Consider the following 17,806-nt stretch of genomic DNA (forward strand, 5'->3'; position numbering starts at 1 on the left):
CTAGCGGAGGTCGGCCTCGTCGGCGCGCACGGCCCACACCGCGAATCGCTCACCGGCTTCCCGGTTCTTGACGAAGTTGCGGACGACGCGCTCGATGTAGTCACCGAGCTCCACGCTGGTCACCTTGTGCTGACGCAGCTTGCGGCCGAATCCGGAATCCAGGCCGAGGCTGCCACCCAGGTGAACCTGGAAACCCTCGACCTGATTCCCGTCGCCGTCGTCGACGAGCTGCCCCTTGAAGCCGATGTCGGCGATCTGGGACCGGCCGCAGGAGTTCGGGCAGCCGTTGATGTTGATGGTGATCGGCACGTCGAGCTCGGCGTTGATGTCGGCCAGGCGCTGCTCGAGCTCCGGCGCGAGCACCTGCGACCGCTTGCGGGTCTCGACGAAGGACAGCTTGCAGAACTCGATGCCCGAGCAGGCGAGCAGGTTGCGCCGCCAGATCGACGGACGGGCCTGCAGGCCCAGCGGCTCGAGCTCGTCGATCAGCGCGTCGACCTGATCGTCGGCGATGTCGAGGATGATCAGCTTCTGGTACGGGGTGAACCGGATGCGGTCCGAGCCGTACTTCTCGGCGGCGTCGGCGACCTTGCTCAGGATGGTGCCCGAGACGCGACCGGCGATGGGGGAGAAGCCGACGGCGTTGAGGCCGTTGCGCAGCTTCTGCACGCCGACGTGGTCGATCGGCTTGGCCGGCTGCTCCGGCGCGGGGCCGTCGATGAGCTTGCGCTTCAGGTACTCGTCCTCGAGCACCTGGCGGAACTTCTCGATGCCCCAGTCCTTGATCAGGAACTTCAGGCGGGCCTTGGTGCGCAGGCGGCGGTAGCCGTAGTCGCGGAACAGCGAGACCACGGCCTCCCACACGTCGGGCACCTCGTCGAGCGGCACCCACGCGCCGACCCGCTTGGCCAGCATCGGGTTGGTCGACAGACCGCCGCCGACCCACAGGTCGAGGCCGGGGCCGTGCTCGGGGTGGTTGACGCCGACGAAGGCGACGTCGTTGATCTCGTGCACCACGTCCTGCTGGCCCGAGATCGCGGTCTTGAACTTGCGGGGAAGGTTGGAGTACTCCTTCTTCCCGATGTAGCGCTTCACGATCTCGTCGATCGCCCAGGTCGGGTCGATGATCTCGTCGAGCGACTCACCGGCCAGCGGCGAACCGAGGACGACGCGGGGGCAGTCACCGCAGGCCTCGGTCGTGTGCAGGCCGACCGACTCCAGCCGCCGCCAGATCTCCGGGACGTTCTCGACCTCGATCCAGTGGTACTGGACGTTCTCCCGGTCCGAGAGGTCGGCGGTGTCGCGACCGAACTCGGTGGAGATCTGGCCGATGGTGCGCAGCTGGGCGGCATTGAGCGCGCCCGCGTCGCAGCGCACCCGCATCATGAAGTACTTGGCTTCGAGGATGTCGATGTTGTCGTCGTCGGTCCAGGTGCCGTCGTAGCCCTCTTCGCGCTGGGTGTAGAGACCCCACCAGCGGAAGCGGCCGCGCAGGTCGGCTTTGTCGATCGAGTCGAAGCCGCCCTTGGCGTAGATGTTCTCGATGCGCGCGCGCACGTTGAGCGGGTTGTCGTCCTTCTTGGACTGCTCGTTCGGGTTCAGCGGCTCGCGGTAGCCGAGGGCCCACTGGCCTTCGGAGCGGCGGCGAACCGGCTTGCCGGTGCGCTCGCGCGGCGCGACGGGGGCTTCGCTGCGCGGCCGATCGGGCCGGACGCGGCGTTCGGCTGCCGGGCGCTCGGGGCGGGCCGGCGTCGACTGTTCGGTCGAAGCGGCGTCGGTGCTCGACGTCATGTGGGGTCGCTCCTGCGGGGTGGGTGGTACATCCGTGCTGAAGGCGCGAGGGGCTGGCTCGCGTCAGGTGGTCAGCGGGCCGATGAAAGTCGATGGCACCGGGGGAGACCCGGGCGTGGACGCCGCTGCGCTACCGGTGGAAACCGGGCCGACAACAGGCGCTGCAGACACGCTGGAAGTCGACGTGGCGCCGGGCCACGAGTCGTACTCCAGTTGCGTGCATGGGCCTATTGTGCCATGTCAGCCGGGTCGTTCCGACCGCAAGGAGATATTTCCCGCACTTTTGGGGGAAATTCCCTGGACGGTCGTCCCGTTCTGTGACGGGGGTCATAGTTCCCCGGCCGGAAGCGACTTGTGATTCGTCATGGACCCCGGATGTGCGGTGCGGCACAGCGCGTTGACCTGGAGTGTTGTTGAGGTTGCACAGTGGTCGCATGAGCAACGACGCCACCGTGGCGGGGCAGACGCCCGCCGATCTCGAGACCGAACTCGCGGCCATCACCGCCGTCGTCGAGTCCATCGCCCACGCCCAGGACAACGAACTGATCGACGAGTTCACCGCCGTTTTCCGGGCGGACGCGATCTGGACCACCGGCCACGGCAAGCGGCTGTTCGGCAGGCCCGCCATCGCCGAATTCACCGCGCAGGTGCTGCCCGGCGCCACCACCCACGGCAAGGCGACCTACGAGATCGAGCACGTGCTGTTCCTGCGGCCCGACGTCGCCGCCGTCAAGATCCAGCAGCGCTACTTCACCCTGGACGGCGAGCTGTCGGGGCAGGGCACGCCGATGTACGTCATGACCAAGGAGGACGGTGTCTGGGTGCTCACCGCCAATCAGAACACCCCCGTGGTGGCCGACTGATCGTCGACCGGTCGATCCGGGACCCCGGTCGGCCCCTGCGTGCCGGAGCCGACGGGAGCCCGGCAGACTGGAGGGGTGACTATCAGCGCTGCTTCCGGGGCTCCCGGCGTGACACCGGCCGATGCCGATCGGCCGGTGCTGCGCGATTTCGGGGGCGGCGCGTTCGGGGTCTACGTGCACGTGCCGTTCTGTGCCACCCGGTGCGGGTACTGCGACTTCAACACCTACACGGCGGGGGAGCTGGGGACCTCGGCGTCGCCGCAGTCGTGGCTCGAGGCGCTGCGCGGCGAGCTCGCGACCGCCGCGACCGAGTTCGCGGCGCTGCCGAGCGCGACGCCGCCGGTGTCGACCGTCTTCGTCGGCGGGGGAACCCCGTCGCTGCTCGGCGGTGACGGACTGGCCGCGGTCTTGGACGCGGTGCGCGCGAACTTCACCCTGGCCGTCGATGCCGAGGTGACCACCGAGTCCAATCCGGAGTCCACCGCACCGGAGTTCTTCGAGCGCATCCGGGCCGCCGGCTACACCCGGGTGTCGCTGGGCATGCAGTCCGCGGCCCAGCACGTGCTGAAGATCCTGGACCGCACCCACACGCCCGGCCGCGCGGTGGCGGCGGCGAAGGAAGCCAGGGCCGCCGGGTTCGACCACGTCAATCTGGACCTCATCTACGGCACGCCCGGCGAGACCGACGCCGATCTGGACGCGAGCCTCGACGCCGTGCTGGCCGCCGGTGTCGATCACGTCTCCGCCTATTCGCTGATCGTCGAGGACGGAACGGCCTTGGCGCGCAAGGTCCGTCGCGGTGAACTGCCCGCTCCCGACGAGGATGTCCTCGCCGCCCGCTACGAACGGATCGACGCTCGCCTCGCCGACGCGGGCCTGTCCTGGTACGAGGTCTCCAACTGGGCGGCCGACGACGCCGCCCGGTGCCGCCACAACCTCGGCTACTGGGACGGTGGCGACTGGCTCGGCGCAGGCCCCGGCGCGCACAGCCATGTCGGTGGTGTCCGCTGGTGGAACGTCAAGCATCCGTCGCGCTACGCCGACCGCGTCGCCCTCGGCGGCCTGCCCGCCGCGGGCTGGGAAGCCCTCACCGACGACGAGCGCTACACCGAGCACCTCATGCTCACCGTCCGCCTCCGGACCGGCCTGCCGCTGGCCACCCTCGCACCCACCGCGCGCCCCGCGCTGGACCGCGTCCTGGCCGACGGGCTCGCCGAGATCACCGGTGATCACCTCGTGCTCACCGACCGCGGCCGCCTCCTCGCCGACGGCGTGGTCCGCGACCTGCTCGACTGACCCGCGAATATTCGGTATCGGTCGCGCGGCGGCCGTGACACGATGCGCCGCGTGTCTCCTTCGCGGAATGAGCTGGTGCGCTGGCAGTTCGACCTGACCTGGTCGCTGTTCGAGTACCACCTGGATCGGCTGACGGCGGCGGACTTCCTCTGGGAGCCCGCCGAACTGTGCTGGACGATGCGGCCCGACGACACCGGCGGCTGGGTCGCGGACTGGGCCGACACCGAACCCGATCCGATCCCGGTCCCGACGGTGGCCTGGCTGAGCTGGCATATCGGCTGGTGGTGGAGCGTGGCCATCGACCACGTGTGCCGCCGGACGCCACGGGAGCGGACCGACATCACCTGGCCGGGGCCGGGAGCGCCGACGATCGCCTGGCTGCGTCAGCTGCGGACGGACTGGATCGCGATCGTCGACGCGCTCGACGACGCCGAACTGGACGCGGCGTCGGCCTATCCCTGGCCCGCCGACGCCGGGCTGACGATCGCTCATCTGGTCTCCTGGGTCGATGCCGAACTGATGAAGAACGTGGCCGAGATCGGTCAGCTGCGACTGCTGCGGGCGGCGACGACCCAGGTCGCTTGACACCGATTCGTGACCGGAATTCCGGGGTCGGACAGTGGCGCGGGCGACATCGATGATCGCCCGGTCAGCGCCATGAGAAGGCGTGATGCACACCTCACCGGAGGTGCCGCGCACCGGGGTCGTCGAGTGCGGGGTTCGGTGGGTTCGGGGCCGAAGATAACGATTGGGGGCGTAGGCTTCGGCTCGATCCTAGGGAGCTATATGTCCACCGAACGGCACATCACCCTCGTCCAAGAGCAGAGCGAATTCGCCGAGGCGCGCTCTGCGGAGAAGGCGGAGAACGCGCGGCAGTGCGCGGTCGCCGCTCGCACGGTCGCGTCACATTCCCACGACGCGGAAGACTGCGTATCGCTGCTGGCGATGCTCGGCCTGGATGCCCTCGCGGGCAAGCAGGTGGGCGCGGCCTCCACCGCCGCCCAACGCTGAATCGGGCCGGACCGCCCTTCGCGGGCGGTCCGCACCGGCGGCCGATCCGATCGGCCGCACCCGCACGTAGCTCTCGGCTCGCTGACACGATCAGCCCCGAGCCGAGGATCCGTGCTGCGCATCCGGCCCGGATTCCACCGCACCGCCGATCACGCCGCCCGCGACTGTCGGTCGCCCTTCGCCGAGCAGCACGTCGGTATTCGCCCGTGTGATCAGATACGCCGGCACCGCGCGTTCCGTCTCACCACCCGGCTCCTGCGCCTGACCGAACGGCGTGACGTAGTGGAACAGCCGATCGATCACCCGGGCCGGTGCCGGAACACCCGGCGGATTCACCCCGATCACCGGCCCCACCGCCCCGGGCACACTGCGCCCCGCCTCCGGCCGACCGAAGTCGCCCTCGCGCCCCGACCGGTAGGGCATCCCCCTCGCCGACCCCCGATCTCCCACCGCTGCCGTCGGCCCACCCGAGCCCGGCCCGCCATCGCCGAGATCCGCGTCCGCCCGGCCGAGCCCTGCCACCGACGCCCCGATACCCGGCAGCGCAGGCACGGAATATGCCGCGACCTCCGAACCACCGATCGCACGGAACCGCTGCGCACCGGGTGCATGGAATCCCGCGCCGCCTGGCGCATGGAACCCGTGGCCACTCGGCCCAGCCGACCCATGGCTGCTGGGCGCAGTCGAGAGCGATGGGGCGCTGACGCCCGTAATCGACGACGACGTCACCGTTGAACTCGCCGCCGACTTCACGTCCGACAGCCCCTCGCCAGCCGATTCACCTGCACTCGAGTCCGCCACAGCCAGGCCGGTGGTGATCGATTCACCGCTCGGCGCTGTGCTGCCCTCCAGTTGCCCGACATCCGGTGACGAGACCTGACAAGGTTCGTCTCGAACTGCCGCCGAGGTATTCACCACGCCACTCGTCGCATCGTCCGTCAATTGCGCGTTCATGCGTCCTGCCGACGGCCGGTGATCGCCGCCCATCCGCAGTGCGTGATCATGGTCCGTCGACGGCTGGTGGTGTCTACCTGCCGACAGCGTGTGCGTGCCGTCCGCACCCCAGGCGCGCACACGTTGCCTGCCGGAGTTCGCTCCCGATCCGACCGGCCGAATCGGCATGGGCAGCACAGGAATCCGGTCGTCGATCGCGCTGAACGGCAGCGCATACCGTTCCCGCATCGCGACGCGCGCGGATTCCTCCGCGGAGGCGGCCACACGATGTGCCGCCGCACCGCTCGACGGCGACAACGCTGATCCCGGCTCGGCGAGGACCAGTTCGGGAATCGCGTACTTCGCGGCGACGATCGCCTCGGCGGCGGCCCGAACCAGGCCGGGCAGCTCCACCAGTGCGGGCGTCAGTTCCCGCGCCCGCGCCACATACGCGCTGACAGCGGCACCGGCCGCGTCGGCCCCGACACCCGCCCAGGCTGTCGCGAGTGTTTCCCGCATGGTCCGCGCGAAGGTGTCCAGCCCCTCGGCCCACCGCACCGCGATCCGGTCGAACCGGTCTGCCTGCGCGATAGCATCGGTCACCTCGAGCGCCGTGAACGCCCGCGCGATCTCCGCGTGCAGCCAGTGCCACGCGTTCTCGCCACCATCGGGAATCGCTCGTGGCTCGTACCCCGTCATGGCAGAGGCTTCCCGGAAATCGGCTGTCCTACCACGGGTTCCACCGCGCGGAGCCGACCGGCCCCCTCGTCGTCCGTGCGCACCAGTTCATCGCGCGCGGCCCGGTACGCGCACCGGAGTTCGGCGACGGCGTCGGCGTGGGCCGCCAGCACCGCGGCGACACTGTTCGCGCCGGAGTCCGCCTTGGCGCGCAGCCGGGCTACCACCGTGGTCGCGGAGATCAGCCGCGGGTCGTCCTCACCCAGACCCCACCGCGCCTGGTCGCCGATCTCGCCGGCCAATGCGATGAGTGACCCGATCACCCGCAGGAACTCCGCGCACCCCCGATCGAATCCGGCGAACTCCGCCGGATTCAGCGCCACCCCCGGATTCAGCGCCACCCCCGTGGCCGTATCACTGCCGTCTCGCCGCACCACATGCCCCCCGCCGTCGACACCCGAAAAACGCTGGTAAACAGCTGAATCAGTGCCGAACGTACGCCGCTGTGCGCAGCGGTACCAGAGCCGGCGCGCCACCTGTGGACAAACCGCGGCCTGTGGACAACTCCACTCCGTCGCGACCATGTGAGCGGGCGATCTCGGACCGGACAATTAGACTGGAGAACGAGACGCTCCGAGCGTCCGCGTGCGAGTCTGTGCGTCGAACACAGCGGTACACGGGCCGATGACGTACCCGGCACGAGCGAGGAGGTGGGGTCGATGGCGTCGAGCACCGAGGATCGGCGATTCGAGGTCCTGCGAGCGATCGTCGCGGACTACGTCGCCACCAAGGAACCAATCGGCTCGAAGTCGCTCGTGGAACGGCACCACCTGGGTGTTTCCAGCGCCACGATCCGCAACGACATGGCCGTGCTGGAGGCCGAGGGGTACATCACCCAGCCGCACACCAGCTCGGGCCGCATCCCCACCGACAAGGGGTATCGCGAGTTCGTCGACCGGATCGCCGAGGTGAAGCCGCTCTCGGGCGCCGAGCGGCGCGCGATCATGGAGTTCCTCGAATCCGGCGTCGATCTCGACGACGTCCTGCGTCGCGGGGTGCGGTTGCTGGCCCAGCTCACCCGCCAGGTCGCGGTCGTGCAGTACCCCACGGTCTCGGCGTCGATCGTGCGCCACATCGAAGTCGTCGCGCTCAATCCGGCCCGCCTGCTGCTGGTGGTGATCACCGACACCGGCCGGGTCGATCAGCGCATCGTCGATCTCGGCGCCGTCATCTCCGACGACGATCTCGCCGCGGTGCGCGGGCTGCTCGGTGGCGCCATGGACGGCAAGCTGCTGTCGGTGGCCAGCGCGTCGGTGGCCGGCCTGCCGGAACGGGCGCCCGCCAAGATCAAGGACGTGCTCGTTCGGGTCTCCACGGTGTTGGTGGAAACCCTGGTGGAGCACCCGGAGGAACGGCTGGTCCTCGGCGGCACGGCCAACCTCACCCGCAATGTCGCCGACTTCGGTTTCCCCGGCTCGCTGCGGACCGTGCTGGAAGCGCTCGAGGAACAGGTCATCGTGCTGAAACTGCTGGCCGCGGCACAGCAGCCGGGCCAGGTGATGGTGCAGATCGGCGAGGAGACCCAGGTCGAGCAGATGCGCGGCACCTCGGTGGTGTCCACCGGCTACGGCGCGGCGGGCGCGGTGCTCGGCGGCATGGGTGTACTCGGCCCGACCCGGATGGACTATCCGGGAACGATGGCCTCGGTGGCGACCGTCGCCCGCTACATCGGCGAGGTACTTGCCGAAAGATGACGCGGGCCGGAATCGGCCCGACCCGCAACTGTTAAGGTCGATACTTCGGCCGGTAAAGTTGAGTGGATTCGACTAAGGATGCGCCCGGCGCTCGGCTGGACCACAGCGACCAAGGACTAGAGAACTCACAGTGGCACGGGATTACTACGGACTGCTCGGCGTCGGCAAGAACGCCACCGACCAGGAGCTCAAGCGCGCCTACCGCAAGCTGGCCCGCGAACTGCACCCCGACGTGAACCCGGACGAGGCCGCACAGGCCAAGTTCAAGGAAGTCTCCACCGCCTACGAGGTGCTGACCGATCCGGAGAAGCGCCGCATCGTCGACCTCGGCGGTGACCCGCTCGAAAGTGGCGGCGGCGGAGCCGGTTTCAACGGCGCGGGCTTCGGCGGTCTCGGCGACGTCTTCGAAGCGTTCTTCGGCGGCATGAGCGGGCAGGGTGGTGGCGCGCGCAAGCCGCGCGGCCGCGTCCAGCCCGGCGCCGACTCGCTGATCCGTACCCGGCTGAGCCTGGCCGAGTGCGCGGTCGGCGTCACCAAGCACCTGACCGTCGACACCGCGATCCTCTGCGACATCTGTCAGGGCGCCGGCACCAACGGCAACTCCAAGCCGGTGCGCTGCGAGACCTGTGACGGCGCCGGCGAGGTGCAGTCGGTGCAGCGGTCCTTCCTGGGCCAGGTGCTCACCTCGCGTCCCTGCCCGACCTGCCGTGGCGCGGGCGAGACCATCCCCGACCCCTGCCACAAGTGTGGTGGCGACGGCCGGGTCCGCGCGCGTCGCGAGATCGCCGCGCCCATCCCGGCCGGTGTCGCCAACGGCATGCGGGTGCGGCTGGCCGCCCAAGGCGAGGTCGGCCCCGGTGGCGGCCACGCCGGTGACCTCTACGTCGAGGTCGTCGAGCAACCGCACGACACCTTCGTCCGCGACGGCGATGACCTGCACTGCACCGTCCGGGTCCCGATGGTCGACGCCATCCTGGGCACCACGGTCGTCGTCGACACCATCCTCGACGGCCCGACCGAGCTGACCATCGCGGCGGGCACCCAGCCCGGCGAGGTCATCCAGCTGCGCGCCCACGGCATGCCCCGGCTGCGTTCGGGCGCCCGTGGCGACCTGCTGGCGCACCTCGACATCATCGTGCCGACCAAGCTGGACGGGAAGCAGACCGATCTGCTGCGCAAGTTCAAGGGCATGCGCGACAAGGACCGCGCCGAGGTGATGTCGGCGCAGTCCGAGCACAACAGCGGCCTGTTCGCCCGGCTGCGCGCCTCCTTCAGCGGACGCTGAGGCCGTGGCCGCGACGGTCTTCTACCTCGACGAGGTGCCCGAACCTGGTGCCGTCGCGGTCCTCGACGGTCCGGAGGGCAGGCACGCGGCCACTGTGCGCCGGATCAAGGTCGGCGAGCCGATCACCCTGTCCGACGGACGCGGTGTGCTCGCCGAATCGGAAGTCGTTGCGGCCCAGAAGGACCGGCTCGAACTCGCGGTGCACCACCGGCGGATCGCCGCGCCGGTGACGCCGCGGGTCACCGTGGTGCAGGCGCTGCCCAAGTCGGATCGGTCGGAGCTGGCCGTCGAGCTGATGACCGAGGCGGGCGCCGACGTCATCGTGCCGTGGCAGGCCGCGCGGTGCGTCTCGAACTGGGAGGCGAAGGCCGCCAAGGGCGTCGAGAAGTGGCGGGCCGCCGCCAAGACCGCGGCACGGCAGTCCCGGCGGGCCTACATTCCCGAGGTCACCGACCTGCACCGCACCCGCGATCTGATCGAGCTGGTGCGAAAAGCCGGCGCGGCCGGCGCGATCGTCGCCGCCCTGCACGAGTCCGGCGCCGGCAAGTTCACCGCGCTGCCGCTGGCCCAGGCGAGCGATGTCGTGCTGATCGTCGGGCCCGAGGGCGGCCTCGACGACGCCGAACTGGCCGCGCTGGCTGAGGCGGGGGCCACCAACGTGGTGCTCGGCCCGACCGTGCTGCGCACCTCCACGGCCGCCGCGGTGGCACTCGGTGCCCTCGGCGCGCTCACTCCGCGCTGGTAGATCACCCGCTCGGCAGCCGCCGCCCGCTCGTGACCTGCGATCACCGGTCGATCGCGGTTCGGCCGATCCCGCCGTTATATCGCTGGGCGGTGTCGGTGCCGCGCGTTAAACTGTGCTCATCGAACACACAGTCGAGACCGGAAGCAGGCCATAGCCACTTTTGAAGAACTCAGGCGAGATCGGCGACCCCACCAACCCCGTATCAGGCATCGGCGCAGGCGGTAACAACGCGGGTCCCGCGGCGCGAACAGTGCGTTCCAGCATCGAACTCGCCCCGGAGTCTGTTTTCCCGTTCCTCGGCTCGGCCGACCAGAATCTTCGTCAGCTCGAGAAGCTGCTCCCGGCCGACATCCACGTCCGCGGCAACACCGTCACCATCACCGGTAAGGCCGGCGATGTGGCGCTGGCCGAGCGCGTCATCGAGCAGCTCGTGGCGCTGACCGGCCGCAATCGGGTGATCACTCCCGAAGCGGTCCGGCACACCGTCTCGATGCTCACCGAGGGCGTGTCCGAATCGCCCGCCGAGGTGCTGAGCCTGGACATCCTGTCGCGCCGCGGCAAGACCATCCGGCCCAAGACGCTGAACCAGAAGCGCTACGTCGACGCGATCGACGCCAACACCATCGTGTTCGGCATCGGTCCCGCCGGTACCGGCAAGACCTACCTGGCGATGGCCAAGGCGGTGCAGGCCCTGCAGTCCAAGCAGGTCACCCGCATCATCCTGACCAGGCCCGCGGTCGAGGCCGGTGAGCGGCTCGGCTTCCTGCCCGGCACGCTCAACGACAAGATCGACCCGTATCTGCGGCCGCTCTATGACGCGCTGCACGACATGATGGACCCGGAAGCGATCCCCAAGCTGCTCGCCTCGGGTGTCATCGAGGTCGCGCCGCTGGCGTACATGCGTGGCCGCAGCCTCAACGACTCGTTCATCATTCTCGACGAGGCGCAGAACACGACGGCCGAGCAGATGAAGATGTTCCTGACCCGCCTCGGCTTCGGTTCGAAGATGGTGGTCACCGGTGACATCTCGCAGGTCGACCTGCCCAACGGGCAGCGCTCGGGTCTGCGGGCGGCCGCGGAGATCCTCACCGACATCGACGACATCCACTTCTCGGAGCTCACCAGCGCCGATGTCGTGCGGCACCGGTTGGTCTCCGACATCGTCGACGCCTACGACCGGTACGAGTCCGACACCCGCGCGGTTCCCGGCCCGCACTACCCGGGCAACCGGGCACAGCGCCGCGCCGCCGGCCGCGCGAACCGGGGGTAACTCACGCCACGCTGGCCCGATGCCGCTCCCGGCGGCGTCGGGTCGGCACCGTACCCTGAACACGTGAGCATCGAGATCGCCAACGAATCGGGCATGGACGTCCCCGAAGAAGACCTGGTCAGCGTCGCACGTTTCGTCATCGGCCGGATGGACGTGCATCCCGCCGCCGAGCTGTCGATGGTGCTCGTCGATCTCGACACCATGGCCGACCTGCACGTGCGCTGGATGGACCTGCCCGGCCCGACCGACGTGATGTCGTTCCCGATGGACGAGCTGGAGCCGGGCGGTCGCCCCGACAGCCCCGAGCCCGGCCCGTCGATGCTCGGTGACATCGTGCTCTGTCCGGAGTTCGCGATGGGGCAGGCGCAGAAGGCTGGCCATTCCCTCGACCACGAGCTGGCACTGCTCACCGTGCACGGCGTGCTCCACCTGCTCGGCTACGACCATGCCGAGCCGGAGGAGGAGAAGGAGATGTTCGCGCTGCAGGCCCAGCTGCTCGAGGAGTGGTACGTGAGCCTGCGTGAGGAACAGCGGCGCGCCGAACTGGCCGAGCGCGATGCCCAACTGCTCGGCAAGGCAGGTTTCACCGCACCGGGTGACGCACTGGGCCCCGCGTGACCGCACTGACCCAAATCCTGCTGGCGATCGTGCTGATCGGCCTCGGCGGGGTGTTCGCCGGGGTCGACTCGGCGTTGAACACGGTCTCGCGCGCCCGGCTCGACGACATGGTCCGCGAGGAACGGCCCGGCGCGGCGCGGCTGCGCAAGATCGTCGACGACCGGCCGCGGTACGTGAATCTCATGGTGCTGCTGCGCATCCTGTGCGAGATCACCGCGACCGTCCTGCTCGCCGCCGCGGCCCTGTCGCTGTGGAGCGCGGGCACGGCGCTGCTGGTGACCGCCACGGTGATGGTGGTCGTCTCCTACGTCGTGATCGGTGTCGGCCCGCGCACCCTCGGCCGCCAGCACGCCTATTCGATCGCGCTCGGCGCCGCGGTGCCGCTGCAGATCATCGGCGCCGCGCTGGGGCCGGTGAGCAGGCTGCTGATCCTGCTCGGCAACGCGATCACCCCGGGTAAGGGATTTCGCAACGGCCCCTTCGCGTCCGAGATCGAGCTGCGGGAAGTGGTCGACATGGCCCGCGAGCGCGGCGTGGTCGCCGACGACGAACGCCGGATGATCCAGTCGGTGTTCGAACTCGGCGACACCCTCGCCCGCGCGGTGATGGTGCCGCGCACCGAGATGGTGTGGATCGAGGCCGACAAGACCGCGGCCCAGGCGATGTCGCTGGCGGTGCGGTCGGGGCACTCGCGGATTCCGGTGGTCGGCGAGAACGTCGACGACGTGCTCGGCGTGGTGTACCTGAAAGACCTTGTCCCGTACGCCGATCGCAGCCGCAAGGTGACCGTGCGCGAGGTCATGCGGCCCGCGGTGTTCGTCCCCGATTCCAAGCCGCTCGACGATCTGCTCGACGAGATGCAGCGCCGCCGCAACCACATGGCGCTGCTGGTCGACGAGTACGGCGGCATCGCGGGTCTGGTGACCATCGAGGACGTGCTCGAGGAGATCGTCGGCGAGATCGCCGACGAGTACGACACCGATGAGACCCCGCCCGTGGAAGACCTGGGCGACGGCCGCTACCGGGTGTCGGCGCGGCTGTCGGTGGAGGATCTGGGCGAGCTGTACGGGCTCGACATCGAGGATGAGGACGTCGACACCGTGGGTGGGCTGCTGGCCCACGAGCTGGGGCGCGTCCCGCTGCCCGGCTCGAAGGTGACCGTCTACGGCCTGGTCCTGCGCGGCGAGGGCGGTGCCGACGCGCGTGGGCGGATGCGGGTGAACACCGTGCTGGTGCGCCGCGACGCCGAGAAGGACAAGAAGACCGAGAAGTCCCGCAGGGGCAAGACCAACGGCACCGAGCAGACCACCAACGGCAGCGAGCCCGCGGAGGTCACCGTGCCCGACGACAACGGAGATACCGATGAGTGAACTGGACGCCGAGGACAACAAGTTGCTGGTGCTGGCGCGCGGCGCGCTGGGCCGCACCGGTGGCGCGAGCGGCGCCGCCATCCGCGACACCGACGGCCGCACCTACGCCGCCGGCGAGGTCGCGCTGACGGCGCTGCGGCTGACCGCGCTGCAGGCCGCCGTGGCCGCCGCGATCTCCAGCGGCGCCGAGGGTTTCGAGGCGGCCGTCGTCGTCGGCGGTGACGCCGACGACGCGGGCATCGCCGCGGTTCGCGAGGTCTCGCCCTCGGCCGCGGTGATCCGCACCGACCGCGCCGGCGCCGTGCTGAGCGAGGTGCACGGTGGCTGACAAGGAATTCCGTTCCGGCTTCGTCTGTTTCGTCGGCCGCCCGAACACCGGCAAGTCGACGCTGACCAACGCCCTGGTCGGCACCAAGATCGCGATCACCTCCTCGCGCCCGCAGACCACGCGGCACACCATCCGCGGCATCGTGCACCGCGAGCACGCCCAGCTGATCCTGGTCGACACCCCAGGCCTGCACCGCCCGCGCACGCTGCTCGGCCAGCGGCTCAACGATCTCGTGCGCGACACCTACTCCGAGGTCGACGTGATCGCCGTGTGCATCCCGGCCGACGAGAAGATCGGCCCCGGTGACCGCTGGATCGTCGAGCAGATCAAGATGATGGCGCCCAAGACCACCGTCCTCGGCGTGGTCACCAAGATCGACAAGGTGAGCCGCGACCAGGTCGCCCACCAGTTGATGGCGGTCTCGCAGCTGCTCGGGCCCGAGGCCGAGGTCGTGCCGGTGTCGGCGGTCAAGGGTGAGCAGGTCGAGGTGCTCGTCGATGTGATCGCCTCGAAGATGCCCGAGGGCCCGGCCTTCTACCCCGACGGCGAGATCACCGACGAGCCCGAGGAAACCCTGATGGCCGAGCTGATCCGCGAGGCCGCGCTCGAGGGTGTGCGCGACGAACTGCCGCACTCGCTGGCCGTGGTGATCGAGGAGATCCAGCCGTACGAGGCCAACGAGGACATGCTCGAGGTGCATGCCCTGCTGTACGTCGAACGGCCGAGCCAGAAGGCGATCATCATCGGCAAGAACGGTTCCCGCCTCAAGGAGGTCGGCACCAACGCCCGCAAGCAGATCGAGCACATCCTGGGGACCCGGATCTACCTGAACCTGCACGTGAAGGTGGCCAAGGACTGGCAGCGCGACCCGAAACAGCTGGGGAAGCTGGGCTTTTGACCGTTTGAGCGTCGGCGGTACGGGGTATCGTTCGGCGAATACGCCGACGGTGTTCGGTGTGCTCGCTGATCGCCCGGGGAGGCCGTCGAAGTGCCCGATGCCAATGATGTCGGCAAGCTGCTGGAGTTGCTGCGGGCGCTGGAGATCCCCGACACCAAACCGCGGGTGCTGCGCACGCTGCTGCGGGGTCGCCGCACGCTGCCCCGGCCGATCGTCGAACTGGTCGGCGTGCAAGGGCATTCGGCGCTGGTCGCCGACCTCTACAGCTGGCTGAGTGAATCGGGCGGCCGGCGCGCGACCCCGCGGGCCAAGGTCGATCTGCACGCACCGGATCTGCCGCGCACCGCGCTCACGCCCGACCTCACCGCGGTCAGCTCGCACGACGATCAGGAGATCGCCGGGCATTGCCTGCCGATCATCCAGCAGCTGGTCGCCGGCTTCGCGGCCGACGACACCGCGATGGGCGCGATCAAGTTCCCGCGCTACCGCACCGCTGATTGGCTGACGCGCCAGCGGGTCACCAGCGACGAGTCCGAGGCCCCCGACGAACTACGCCGTCGGCTGCCGAAGCTGCTGCGCAGCGGATCGCCGACCAGCCGCTCCGACACCGCGGAAGGCGTCGCGGGGGACACGATCTCGCGCGTGGTCTTCGGCGTGCTCGCGCTGTGGCCGGTGCTGCGGCTGTGGCTGTGGGTGTCCGGGCGCATCCCCGGGATGTCGAAGGTGACCAGATGGTTCCTGCACCAGCGCTATCTGGCACCCGAATTGTCCGGCAGCTTCCTGGGTTTCGCGTCTCGCCTGACCGCCTCGCACCGGGTCGACGAGAACGAGGAGCAGGTCGCCAAACTGCTGATCCACGCGTTCCTCGAGGATCTGCGCGACGCGTACCGGCGCCGGATCTGGCGGCCGTCGAGCTGGCGGCGCACCGCCTATCCGGTCGCGCTGCTCGGTGGTCTCGCCGAGGGCAGTGACGGTGCCCGCATCCTCACCTGGATCAACGAGATCAGGAACGAGACCGGGCATTTCGACCCGCTGGTGCTCGTCGCCTTCCGGGACGAGGGCCCGAACCGCGAGGTCGGCGAGCTCGGTGACATCGGGGAGCTGCGCACGCTGCGCACCCTGGAGAGCCTGGCCGAGCAGCCCTCGCCGCAACCACCGGACCCGCTGCAGAGCTGGGTCAGGGAGATCGACAACCGGCGCACCCACCGCCAGGCCGATGCGTGGTTCCTGCCGCTGCGCGCGCTGCTGCCCCCGGACACACCGCCGCGGATCAGCGACCCGCGCTTCCGCGGTCTCGCCCTGCCGCCCGCACCGCCGATGGCGGCGCGCAGCTGGTTCGTCGGCCTGTGCGTGCTCATCCCGATCGCGCTGGCCGTCGCCGCCGCGCTGGTCTACTTCCCGCCACTGCGTGGCGCGCCGTGCTCGCAGTGGCCGTGGACCGGCGGTGTCTCGGTGGCCCTGCGCGATGGTGAGTGCGTCGGCTACAGCGACAACGTCGCGCAGCTCTTCGCCGACGATCCCGAGCTGACGGCCATGCAGCGCGAGGTGTTCCGGCTCAACGAGCAGGCCACGGAGGCCCGCGCGAGCAACCCCGACCGGCCGCTGGTCTCGCTGGTGTACTTCGCCGGTCTCAGCTACGCCGACACCAATGTGCGCTACCCGCACGCCCAGGTCGAGGAACTTGCCGGGCTCGCGGTGCAGCAGCGCCGCGCGCTCCTGGCCTCCGACGAGTCGGAACCGTTGCTGCGCGTCGTCATCGCCAACGGCGGCTCGGACATGCGCCAGGCGAGCTGGGTGGTCGAGCACGCGCTGCGCGGCCTGGTGGCCGACGACCCCAGCGTGCTCGGGGTGGTCGGCATCGATCGCAGTACCGACGAGACCCGCACGGCGATCGCCCGGCTCGGCGAACTCGGCGTGCCCGCAGTGGCGACGACGCTGTCGGCCGATGGCCTGGACCGGGCCTCGCCCCTGTACTTCCAAGCGGCGCCGAGCAATACCGTGCAGGCCCGGCTGATCGCCGACTACGTCCAAGGCGCGCGCGAGCCGAACGGCGCCCCGCGCTACGACAAGGTGACGATCTACCACCCCGAGGCGGCCGACGACCTGTACGTGACGACCCTGGTCGCCGATCTGCAGGCCGAGCTCGCCGGACGCGGTGTCGCCCAGCAGAGTCTGAGCTGGCGCGAACAGCAGGAGCTGTACCGGTTCCCCGCGCCGTGCGAGACCGAGGGCGCCGACCGGCGCACCCTGCTGTTCTTCGCGGGCCGCAACGCTGATTTCCCCACCTTCGCCAAGGCGGTCAGCCGCGGTTGCCTCAGTGGCGCCGGACCGGCGATCCTCGGCAACGACGCGGTCACCCGGCTGATCACCGACCCCAAGGCCACCGCCGCGCTGCCGGCCAACCTGACGGTGCGCTACGTGTCCAAGGCCGCGCCGGTGATGCTCGGCGGCGCGGACTGTGTCAGCGGCGTCGGCAAACTCGGCGATCAGCCGGTGCCGTTCGAACACGAGCAGCTGTGCGTCGAACTGGCCGGGCTGATCGAGGACCTGCGCGGCTACCCGGACCTGGCCGACTACCGCCCGACCTGGGCGGGTGACCGCACCGGGCTCGCGTTCGACGTGAGCGGCCTGTTCCTGCAGGCGGTCCGGGCCAGCCGCGGCGTCCTCGCCGACCTGCCGCCGAACCGGACCGCGATCGCGGTGCAGTTGCGCGAGAGCGACTATCGCGGTGTCACCGGCACCCTGGGCTTCTCGACGCGTCGCGTCGCCGACGGCTCGTCGATCGCGGTGCTGGTCACCACCGCGGTCGGCGGTCCTGGCCCGCAACGCTGCCTGATCATGTTCCCGCGCCGGACCGGTCAGGACGGCTGCCCGGCCGGGACGAAGAGTGATCTCGAGGGCTGGACCGAACCGGGGCGGTAGTGCGGAGATGTCGGAATTTCCGGACCGCACTACCGGATTCGTGC

At 69.8% G+C, this 17,806-nt stretch carries 16 protein-coding genes; 13 read left to right on the forward strand and 3 right to left on the reverse strand.

The features are described from left to right. Positions 1-1,791 (reverse strand): nitrite/sulfite reductase, encoded by a 1,791-nt coding sequence (locus tag ACFVW6_RS15080; RefSeq protein WP_378827491.1) that lies wholly within the window; start codon positions 1,789-1,791, stop codon positions 1-3. A gap of 434 nt (positions 1,792-2,225) precedes the next feature. Between ACFVW6_RS15080 and ACFVW6_RS15085 the strand changes: the two genes are divergently transcribed. The 4 genes from ACFVW6_RS15085 (at position 2,226) to ACFVW6_RS15100 (ending at position 4,961) form a co-directional block, all read left to right on the forward strand. Continuing rightward, complete coding sequence (locus tag ACFVW6_RS15085; RefSeq protein ID WP_378827489.1) at positions 2,226-2,654, forward strand: SgcJ/EcaC family oxidoreductase; 429 nt, start codon at positions 2,226-2,228, stop codon at positions 2,652-2,654. A 108-nt stretch (positions 2,655-2,762) separates the two neighbouring features. Next, positions 2,763-3,950 carry a radical SAM family heme chaperone HemW gene (gene hemW, locus ACFVW6_RS15090; RefSeq protein WP_378828170.1) on the forward strand — a complete coding sequence of 396 codons (1,188 nt, stop codon included), beginning with the start codon at positions 2,763-2,765 and terminating at the stop codon, positions 3,948-3,950. Between the two features lie 42 nt (positions 3,951-3,992). Continuing rightward, a complete protein-coding gene (locus ACFVW6_RS15095) occupies positions 3,993-4,535 on the forward strand; it encodes a DinB family protein (RefSeq protein WP_378827487.1) in 543 nt (180 codons plus the stop codon). 201 nt (positions 4,536-4,736) lie between these two features. Next, positions 4,737-4,961 carry a hypothetical protein gene (locus tag ACFVW6_RS15100; RefSeq protein WP_355278702.1) on the forward strand — a complete coding sequence of 75 codons (225 nt, stop codon included), beginning with the start codon at positions 4,737-4,739 and terminating at the stop codon, positions 4,959-4,961. 90 nt (positions 4,962-5,051) lie between these two features. Here the strand turns inward: ACFVW6_RS15100 and ACFVW6_RS15105 are convergent, their stop codons facing one another. Next, positions 5,052-6,593: a hypothetical protein gene (locus ACFVW6_RS15105; protein WP_378827484.1), complete on the reverse strand. Its 1,542-nt coding sequence runs from the start codon at positions 6,591-6,593 to the stop codon at positions 5,052-5,054. Further along, positions 6,590-7,108 carry a hypothetical protein gene (locus ACFVW6_RS15110; RefSeq protein ID WP_378827483.1) on the reverse strand — a complete coding sequence of 173 codons (519 nt, stop codon included), beginning with the start codon at positions 7,106-7,108 and terminating at the stop codon, positions 6,590-6,592. Before ACFVW6_RS15110 ends, ACFVW6_RS15105 begins: the two co-directional genes overlap by 4 nt. 183 nt (positions 7,109-7,291) lie before the next feature. Here ACFVW6_RS15110 and hrcA point away from each other — a divergent pair, with 183 nt between their 5' ends. From hrcA to ACFVW6_RS15155, 9 genes are all read left to right on the forward strand, one after another. After that, positions 7,292-8,326 carry a heat-inducible transcriptional repressor HrcA gene (gene hrcA / locus ACFVW6_RS15115; RefSeq protein ID WP_218717363.1) on the forward strand — a complete coding sequence of 345 codons (1,035 nt, stop codon included), beginning with the start codon at positions 7,292-7,294 and terminating at the stop codon, positions 8,324-8,326. A gap of 130 nt (positions 8,327-8,456) precedes the next feature. Continuing rightward, positions 8,457-9,611, forward strand: coding sequence for a molecular chaperone DnaJ (gene dnaJ / locus ACFVW6_RS15120; protein ID WP_355278709.1), 1,155 nt, complete (start codon positions 8,457-8,459; stop codon positions 9,609-9,611). A 4-nt stretch (positions 9,612-9,615) separates the two neighbouring features. Further along, positions 9,616-10,356, forward strand: coding sequence for a 16S rRNA (uracil(1498)-N(3))-methyltransferase (locus ACFVW6_RS15125; protein WP_378827480.1), 741 nt, complete (start codon positions 9,616-9,618; stop codon positions 10,354-10,356). Positions 10,357-10,564: 208 nt separating this feature from the next. Further along, entirely contained in the window at positions 10,565-11,626 is a 1,062-nt protein-coding gene (locus ACFVW6_RS15130; protein WP_336083603.1) for a PhoH family protein, read from the forward strand. 63 nt (positions 11,627-11,689) lie between these two features. After that, positions 11,690-12,244: an rRNA maturation RNase YbeY gene (ybeY, locus tag ACFVW6_RS15135; protein ID WP_189033070.1), complete on the forward strand. Its 555-nt coding sequence runs from the start codon at positions 11,690-11,692 to the stop codon at positions 12,242-12,244. After that, positions 12,241-13,614 carry a hemolysin family protein gene (locus tag ACFVW6_RS15140; RefSeq protein WP_365015799.1) on the forward strand — a complete coding sequence of 458 codons (1,374 nt, stop codon included), beginning with the start codon at positions 12,241-12,243 and terminating at the stop codon, positions 13,612-13,614. The genes ybeY and ACFVW6_RS15140 overlap by 4 nt, the downstream gene beginning before the upstream one ends. Further along, positions 13,607-13,942, forward strand: a complete 336-nt coding sequence (locus ACFVW6_RS15145; protein ID WP_355278718.1) for a cytidine deaminase — start codon at positions 13,607-13,609, stop codon at positions 13,940-13,942. The genes ACFVW6_RS15140 and ACFVW6_RS15145 overlap by 8 nt, the downstream gene beginning before the upstream one ends. Then, entirely contained in the window at positions 13,935-14,840 is a 906-nt protein-coding gene (gene era / locus ACFVW6_RS15150) for a GTPase Era (protein ID WP_355278721.1), read from the forward strand. The genes ACFVW6_RS15145 and era overlap by 8 nt, the downstream gene beginning before the upstream one ends. Positions 14,841-14,930: 90 nt before the next feature. Further along, positions 14,931-17,762, forward strand: a complete 2,832-nt coding sequence (locus tag ACFVW6_RS15155; protein WP_378827476.1) for an ABC transporter substrate-binding protein — start codon at positions 14,931-14,933, stop codon at positions 17,760-17,762. Positions 17,763-17,806: the final 44 nt, after the last annotated feature.

It is taken from the genome of Nocardia sp. NPDC058244 (genome assembly GCF_042882065.1).
Lineage (GTDB): Bacteria > Actinomycetota > Actinomycetes > Mycobacteriales > Mycobacteriaceae > Nocardia.